Raw genomic sequence first — 8369 nt, forward strand, 5'->3', positions numbered from 1 at the left:
CCAAAACGCCCGAGGTTCATCGGGCACTTACAACGAAAAGACTCTACCAGTGGGGTTTAGTTTCACTAAACCAACTGGCAGAGTCTGCTTACTTAAGATATTGAACCGCCGTATACGGAACCGTACGTACGGTGGTGTGAGAGGTCGACTAGTCAATTAATGACTAGTCTCCTACTCGATTGGCGATGACGACCTGTCTGAATGCGACGATCGAATCGCTGTTAAGTGCCCGAGGAATGGACAACAAGAGTAAGGTGACGGCCAAAGTCCAGCTCAGAAGGGAAGCGAGTGGGGTAGGGTATTATTTCCAGGTCTATCTTTTCGCTTCGATCGAAGGACTCGATATGGAAAAAGCTGAAACCCTTGTCCGCTCTGCTGAAAAACGCTGCCCGGTATCTAAACTGACTCAGGGCTCTGAAACGATCGAGATTCAAACCGTTCCTTATGAAGGATAACAGGAGAGAATAGAAACAGTTCTGGTAATGGTGAGTACGTTACTGGAGCTGTTTTTTGCTTTTAGAGGATATTAGAAAAAAGTTACTTACTTTTCAATTGTTCAACCAAAAACAGGTGAATAATTGAAATCAACCAAATTAAGTTTATCATATCGAAAAAAATAACTGCCGGGACCTGATCAGTCTCAGCAGCTGTTTATCATTTTAAGTCTTTTACAAATCGATCGGCTGACCGCCGGTAACACCGTAAATCTGTCCCGTAATAAAGCTGGCGTCGTCTGAAGCAAGCAGAACATAGACTGGAGCCAGTTCTACAGGCTGAGCAGCACGTCCGAGTGGTGTGCTTTGTCCGAAGTCAGGAATGTCTCCATCAAGTTTTCCATTATCCAGCTGAAGTGGTGTCCAGATCGGTCCCGGCGCCACACCGTTGACTCTAATCCCTTTAGGTGCAAAGTAGTCAGATAAAGCTAGTGTAAAGTTACTGACGGCACCGTTCGTCGCTGCGTAGTCCAATAGGCTGGTACTAGGGGAGAAGGACTGAACTGAAGTCGTCGTGATGATCGCACTTCCCGGTTCCAGATACTTCTCGGCAGCTTTCACTGTTTCGTAGTAGCTGATGATGTTGACTTTAAATGTATCATTGACCTGCTTCATTGACAGGTCTTCAAGGCTAGGCTGAGCAATCTGCTGAGCAGCGTTCATGACAAGGAGATCCAACGCGCCAAATGCTTCAGCAGTTTTCTCTACAATCTCACTTCCTGATCCGTCTTCTCTTAGATCATAGGGAAGCAGGAGTGCTTTCCTCCCTTCTTTTTCAATTAGATCTTTTACTTCATTCGCATCGCTTTCTTCTCCTGGTAAGAACTGTATGGCTACGTTCGCACCTTCTCGGGCAAAGGCAATTGCCGCCGCTCGTCCGATACCGGAATCTCCACCAGTAACTAGGGCATTACGTCCTTCCAGTCGGTTGTATCCTTTATACGATTCTTCACCTGAATCAGGCTGAGGGTCCATTTTGCTCTGCAGTGCGGGTGTATCCTGTTCCTGATCGGGGAATTTCTGATTATAGAATTTTGTCCGTGGATCTGTTAACTTCCGTTCTGACATTAAGGATCGACTCCTCTTACTATATTTTCCGAAAAGCGGTACTCTCGGATAAACAAATTATAGCAACCCTTTAAACGTGAATCTAACATTAGCGCTTGAGATGCTCTAAAGATTATAAAGAGGCATCGCTTTGGCGATGTTTACCTTATTGAATAGAAGAGGAAGATACATGGATCAGTAATTGAGCCCTTTGAAGTAAGTATGCTGGTTTTATTGCCAACCCAGGGAGCTTTCTCATCTCAGTGGACAGTAAATCAGGTATTATTGCCCACTCACAGCCTATGCACGTTTGGGTGGGTGATAATATGTGAATCATAGCCCACTCAAACGTATTTACTCCTTGAGTAGACATTAATACTGTAATTAGTGACCACCCAACGCAATATCAGACAGTCAGTAGAACAAAGTGAGCTGGTTATTGATTGATAAACTATAAAATCAGCAAAAGGAGTATTATAATAATGTAAAAATCAACTAAATGTCGTTTAAACTTGATAATCAACTAAAAAAGGGTTATACTTCGCGGTATCACTAGATGAACAGGAGGACCACTATGAGTGAAACAATAAAAATCGCCCTGATTTCAGATATTATCGCGTCCAGAAAGATGAAGGAAAGGGAACAGATACAGGAAATCCTGACCTCGATCCTGAATGATATCAATATACGCTTTAAAGGAGCCATTGAATCGAACCTGACTATCACTTTAGGAGATGAATTCCAAGGCATCGTGAACTCTGCAGAAGCAGCATTTCTGATTATCGATCTCATCTCTCTACGTTTCCAGACTCGAACTAAAGAGGAGATAGGAGAAGAAGTCACATTGAGGTGGGGGATAGGCATCGGCCGGTTGAGCACGCCGATAAAGAATCGCAAGGTCAGCATCGGTACAGACGGCCCGGCATACTGGCACGCCAGGGAAGCCATCGAGTCGGTTCACCAGTACAATGACTATGGCCAGCTGAATGAAAAGCTCGCATCTGATCAGCCGGAAATAGACTTTTTGAACAGCATCATCCGTCTCCAAAATGTGATTAAAAACGACTGGACGATGTCTCAGAAGCAGACAGCTCTAATCATTTTGAATGAAGCAGGCTACGAGGCGTTTACCAATCAGACCATTAAAAAAGCGATGTCAAATCAGCTAGGTCAGGCTGTCAGTGAGCAGACTGTGAGCAAACGGATCATATCCACCCATATCAAGCAGTATGCCCATTCGAGAAAGCTGGTTGCCGAGAAAATAGAAGACTGGAGGCGAAGTCATGATCATTGAAAGTCTCATCGCCCACCTGATTGGGTACTTCTACTTTACAAAGTATCCGACCTTTCTGGCGCATTCCAAAAATGAAAAAGGACATTCCCAATATTCCTGGGGCATCTTCTTTACAAGTCTGGTGGTTTTCGGACTGATCGATGACATAGGCGATTACCTGCCGTGGCTTTCAATCAGTATCGGTCTGGTTCTAGGGCATGCGTTGTTCAAACATTACATCATGCAGGCCATCGATTTATTCATGAGCAGCACGATCCAGTATAATGCCTCCCATGCGCTCCAAACTTTTTATAGAAAAAACGGACAGATTATTGCCTTTGCGTTGCATCAGATGCTCTTTATCTTCTGGATACTGGGGCTGAATCAGTTTCTTTATGAGTTGTCGGAGCCATCCATTCAGCTGTTCTTCATCATTATTGCCAGCGGGATTCTGCTTTTAAAAAGTCAAATATCCGTTCAGTGGATCCAGACGCATAAGAAAACGGTCGGTCAGACTCTGGCATCCTATGTCATTCTCAGTGCAATTGTGCTGTTCATCAGTCAGCTCATCCTGTCCGTGCTGTCTCCGCTGCAGTTTAACCCAGTCCGGTTCATGATGACTGGAGAGCTGACGGACCCATATCTTCTATTTATCCGGTTCGTATTAATTCTGCTGCTCCTGATGCGGCCGGCCAATCTACTGATCCGGACCTTGAGCGTTCAGTATGATCCGAAAGGGACTAGAAAGACACTGGTCGAAGAAACCACTGAAACCGACCGCACACCTGAAAAAGGAGAGTCAGGTTTTAAAGGGGCAGGAGCCATGATCGGGAACCTGGAACGCATCCTGATCTTTCTATCCTTTCTAAATGGTAGTCTACTGTCAATTGTAGCCATTCTGTCCATTAAAGCTTTCGCCCGCTACAAGCTCATAGCGGATGATCCGTACTTTTCTGAATATTTTGTTATAGGGACGATGCTGAGTGTCCTGATTACCTTCTTGAGCTACCTGATCCTGATCGGTTTGTCGGCCTTTTAGGTCAGATGAGCTAATATGTTACAAAGGACCGACAAGCTCGATATAGAATAACTATAATTATTTTATCCTCTCAGTATAGGAAATTCTTAATGGATAAGGTACAATGAAGTTGCATGAAAAAATAATGTGAATTAGAGGAGAATTGTATGACATTTAATAAAATCGAAACACAGGATCTACCTGATATCCAGTCCGTCGGTTCACTGTATGAACACGATGAAACTGGGGCACAGGTCCTGCACATAGACAATGATGATCAGAACAAGGCCTTCACCATCGCCTTCAAGACCCCTCCATACAACGATAATGGGATCGCTCATATCCTTGAGCATTCGGTATTGAACGGGTCTGAAAAATACCCGTCCAAAGAGCCTTTTGTGGAACTGATCAAGGGGTCACTGAACACCTTCGTCAATGCCATGACGTTTTCGGATAAAACGATCTACCCAGTAGCCTCTACGAATGAAAAAGACTTTATGCATCTGGTCGGGGTGTATCTGGATGCCGTATTCAGTCCCAAACTGTATACTGACCCTCAGATCCTTGAACAGGAAGGCTGGCACTATCACCTGGAAAACATTGAGGATGACCTGATCTACAAAGGCGTCGTCTACAATGAGATGAAAGGGGCGACCGCTTCTCCGGAAGGGCAGCTTTATGATCATCTATCAAACAAACTGTACCCAGGAACAACGTATCAGTACAATTCAGGCGGCTTGCCAAAAGCAATCCCCAGCTTGACTCAGGAAGAGTTCATCGATTTCCATACCAAGTACTATCATCCGACAAATTCACTGACGATTGTCTACGGGGATGCGAATCTGTCTACTGTGTTCGATGCGCTGGATGAGTACTTTGCTGGAAAAGGTAAAGGAGACGCAGTCGACCTGACACTGACTATTGCTGAACCGGAAGCGAAAGTATTTGAAGAAACCTACTCGATCACTGAAGGGGATGATCCAGAAGGAAAAGACTATCTGGCTTTAGGCTGGCATGTACTGGAACCTGAAGATACATTGGACCATTACGGCATGAAAGTCCTGGAGGAAATCCTCTTCGGACACAGTCAGGCACCTCTTCAAAAAGCTCTTTTGGATGCTGAAATCGGTGGAGACATCGAAAGTGATGTAGCAGATATCGGGTATCCGACTGCCTTCATCATTTCTGCCAAATATGCAGACAGCAAGAATCTTGACCGATTCAAGGAAGTGACCGAGAGTACGCTTAAAGATATCGTCAACAAGGGACTCGACCAGGCTATAGTAAAGGCTGCTTTAAACAAGATCACTTTCCAGACAAAAGAAGCCGTCATTTCCGAGGACAACCCGCGTGGCGTCATTTATGCGATCAATGCCTTGAGCACCTGGCTGTATGACCATTCGCCTTTTGATCGCCTGCAGTTCTCCAAATACCTTGAAGAACTGGCTGAGCTTGCAGAAGACGGATACTTTGAAAAGCTGATCGAACGCAAACTTCTGAATAATACACACCGGGTCGAACTGATTCTGAAAGCTGAACCTGGAAAGAGCGACAAACAGGAAGCACAGACGCTGGAAAGTCTTCAGAAATTCAAAGCCGGACTGTCTGAGGAAGAGCTGCAGGCAATCGTTGACAAGACGCAGCAGCTGATCGAACGTCAGGAAACACCGGACAGACCGGAAGACCTGGAGAAGATTCCAACGCTGACAAGAGACGATCTGACAACGGACGAACCGGACTATCCATTGTCAATCGATTCACTCTTTGATGGAACAGAATTCTATTATTCCGAGCAGTTCACGTCAGGCATCGATTATGTCAGTCTCTACTTTGACATCAGTGACTTTTCAGCGGATGACTATGCGGCCTTGAGTCTGCTTAGTGATTTACTTGGTGAACTGGACACTGATAAGTACGATGCAGCTGCCCTTCAGACGGAAATGGATACCCACACCGGTGGCATCAACGGAACCGTCACGATATATGAAGATCAGGAAGGAAATCTAAAGCCGTACTTTGCATTATTCGGAAAGGCATTGAGCGAACAGCTGACTGAACTCGTCGATCTCATGAAAGAAATCATGACGACTACACGATTCGATAATCAGAGTGAGATTCTGAAACAGATCCAGAGTTATATTTCTGATTTTGAGAACCGTGTAAACTTCAGAGCCCATGTCATTGCGGCAAACCGTGCCTTGAGCCAAGTGAAGCCTCTATCTAAGTTGGGTGAACACTTGAACGGCATCGATCAGTTCAATTACTTGAAAGCGACACGTGATGAGCTTAAATCAGAAAATGAGTCTAGCCTGATTACTGACCTGTCAGCCTTACTGGACAAGCTACTAAACAAACGTCGTCTGAATGCCCTATATATTGGAGACAAAGAACAGAGTGTTAAAGTCAAAGAGGCACTGAAAGACGCCTTTGCAGACTTGGAGGACAGTCCTCTAGGGGCAGCGGTCAGCCATGAAGCAGGTAAGAAGCAGAATGAAGCGTTTGTGACCGCACAGGACGTCAACTATGTCGCAGTTGCTGCGGACGCAACGGACCACCTGGAATTTAACGGAGCAACTCAGCTTCTGTCTACTATCTTCAGATATGACTACTTGTGGAACACGATCCGAGTAAAAGGCGGCGCGTACGGCTCGCTTTATATGCATCGCCGAAACGGCAATGTTGCGCTAGCTTCCTACCGGGATCCGAACATCACTAAGACATTGGAAACCTACGCCGGTCTGCCTGATTTCGTCAAGTCGATCGATCTGTCGGAATCTGAACTGCTGAAGTACATCATCGGGACGCTCAGTCCACTGGAACAGCCTAAATCAGCCCGTAATAAAGGGATGACGGCCTTCTCCAGATACAAACAAGGATTGACCAGTGAAGACATCCGACGTCTGAAAGCAGAGATTCTATCTGCAGACGCTCAGTCATTAAATGATCTGGCTGACGCGTATCAGGCGGTGCTTGAGAACCGCTCTGTGGCAGTCATCGGGAACAAGACTCAAATCGATAAGGAAAAAGACCTGTTCGACGCAGTCTATGAACTGTACTAAATCACTTTTAGGGAATGGGGCTGGGAAATAACTAGCTGAATTAGAAGACACCGTCAAATCTAGGAAAAATGATCCTTGATTTGACGGTGTTTTTAATTACTCAGATTTATAAATTATTACTAAAAGGTGACTTTTTTCCCATCCCCTTTTTCATTATTATTATATAATTGGCTTCTACTTTATACTGTCCAGTTCTTTATGTTACACTTCATTTAGATTAAGGAAATGATTAAAGACATGATCAAAAAAAGCATAGCTTAGTTAAATTGAAGGGGGACTCAGACGAGTTGAGAAGGTTATGCCTGACCCTTTGAACCTGTTAGTTCAGACTATCGTAGGGATTAATTGACCATATTTCACTCCCTTATGATGCCTGTCATGACGACTGAGCATCTTTTTTGTTCTGTGTCGATCGAAAGGATGAAAAGATGACCCGACTTGAAGAAATCAGAAAACAGATTAGACAGACAGTCACTGACGTCAAAGAGACGAACCCGATGGCCGGTTCGATTACCAATTCTGTCACGATCAACCTTGTGGCCAATACACAGATCGCAGTAGGCGGATCGGCAGCCATGGTCTACCTCCCGGATGAAGGTCAGTTTCTGGCCAAAGCAGGAGGAGCCACCTACATCAATATGGGAACGATGCTTCCAAATTATGAAGAGACGCTTCCGCTAGCTGTAAAGACTTTGAAAAAAGAGGATAAACCGTGGGTACTGGATCCGGTCGCTATCGGGATAGGCCAACTGCGCACAGCCATGCTGAAACTTTTCAAGGATTACAAACCGGACATCATCAAAGGAAATGCATCAGAAATAATCGCACTTGCAGGATTATGGCATCTTGAAGGAGGGAAAGGTGAATCTAAAGTCAGAGGCGTGGACTCGACCAATCACGTTGATGAAGCAAAAGCCGCAGCTGTATCGATCGCCCGCTGGACAGACGGAGCAGTCATCATTTCAGGAGAAATCGATCTGGTCACTGACGGGGAATATGTGGCTACATGCCGGGGCGGGTCCCATTTCCTCGGAAAAATCACTGGTGGCGGATGTGCACTAGGCGGAGCTGCTTCGATCTATCTGACGTCCAGTACACCGTTCATTGCTGCCTTGACCGCCGTATCAGTCTTCAACCTGGCAGGGGAGCGGGCTGAAGAACAAACCGATGCACCCGCAAGTTTTCAAGTGGCCTTTTTAGATGAACTCTACAAGGCAACACCCGAAGACATTGCAGACTATCATTTTGAAATGGAGGGATTTTAACGTAATTCCGAAAGAAGTCTCCCACTTCTAAACGTATGGGTACGAAGCACCAGTGAAAGTGGGAGATGAATTTCGGTCAAGCGATAGCTATGTGTAAAATAGTTGTCGGAAAGTAAAATAGTAGGGCAAGAAATTAAAGTAGACAAAAAGAAAGAAGACCCTTAATCTAGAGATAACCACAAATCCAGAAAAGAGGTCTTCTTATGAATCAAA

At 45.1% G+C, this 8369-nt stretch carries 6 protein-coding genes and 1 riboswitch; of the genes, 5 read left to right on the forward strand and 1 reads right to left on the reverse strand.

Translation table 11 applies throughout. From position 1 onward, the window contains the following. Nucleotides 1-185: 185 nt before the first annotated feature. Complete coding sequence (locus tag ACYQ2O_RS08890; protein WP_346024214.1) at nucleotides 186-455, forward strand: OsmC family protein; 270 nt, start codon at nucleotides 186-188, stop codon at nucleotides 453-455. A 213-nt stretch (nucleotides 456-668) separates the two neighbouring features. On the opposite strand, the gene ACYQ2O_RS08895 is transcribed toward ACYQ2O_RS08890, so the two are convergent. Then, complete coding sequence (locus ACYQ2O_RS08895) at nucleotides 669-1562, reverse strand: SDR family oxidoreductase (RefSeq protein WP_091268606.1); 894 nt, start codon at nucleotides 1560-1562, stop codon at nucleotides 669-671. A 553-nt stretch (nucleotides 1563-2115) separates the two neighbouring features. Between ACYQ2O_RS08895 and ACYQ2O_RS08900 the strand changes: the two genes are divergently transcribed. The 4 genes from ACYQ2O_RS08900 to thiM all read left to right on the forward strand — a co-directional run bounded on the left by ACYQ2O_RS08900 (nucleotide 2116) and on the right by thiM (nucleotide 8156). Then, the gene (locus ACYQ2O_RS08900; RefSeq protein WP_091268608.1) at nucleotides 2116-2835 is read left to right on the forward strand and encodes a SatD family protein; all 720 of its coding nucleotides are present in this window, start codon (nucleotides 2116-2118) and stop codon (nucleotides 2833-2835) included. Next, the gene (locus ACYQ2O_RS08905) at nucleotides 2825-3853 is read left to right on the forward strand and encodes a hypothetical protein (RefSeq protein WP_459796441.1); all 1029 of its coding nucleotides are present in this window, start codon (nucleotides 2825-2827) and stop codon (nucleotides 3851-3853) included. The genes ACYQ2O_RS08900 and ACYQ2O_RS08905 overlap by 11 nt, the downstream gene beginning before the upstream one ends. 146 nt (nucleotides 3854-3999) lie before the next feature. Then, complete coding sequence (locus ACYQ2O_RS08910) at nucleotides 4000-6891, forward strand: insulinase family protein (RefSeq protein ID WP_459796442.1); 2892 nt, start codon at nucleotides 4000-4002, stop codon at nucleotides 6889-6891. Nucleotides 6892-7151: 260 nt separating this feature from the next. Beyond that, nucleotides 7152-7249, forward strand: a riboswitch (TPP riboswitch). Between the two features lie 70 nt (nucleotides 7250-7319). Then, nucleotides 7320-8156 (forward strand): hydroxyethylthiazole kinase, encoded by an 837-nt coding sequence (gene thiM, locus ACYQ2O_RS08915; protein WP_346024210.1) that lies wholly within the window; start codon nucleotides 7320-7322, stop codon nucleotides 8154-8156. Nucleotides 8157-8369: the final 213 nt, after the last annotated feature.

It is taken from the genome of Alkalibacterium sp. m-11 (genome assembly GCF_054658155.1).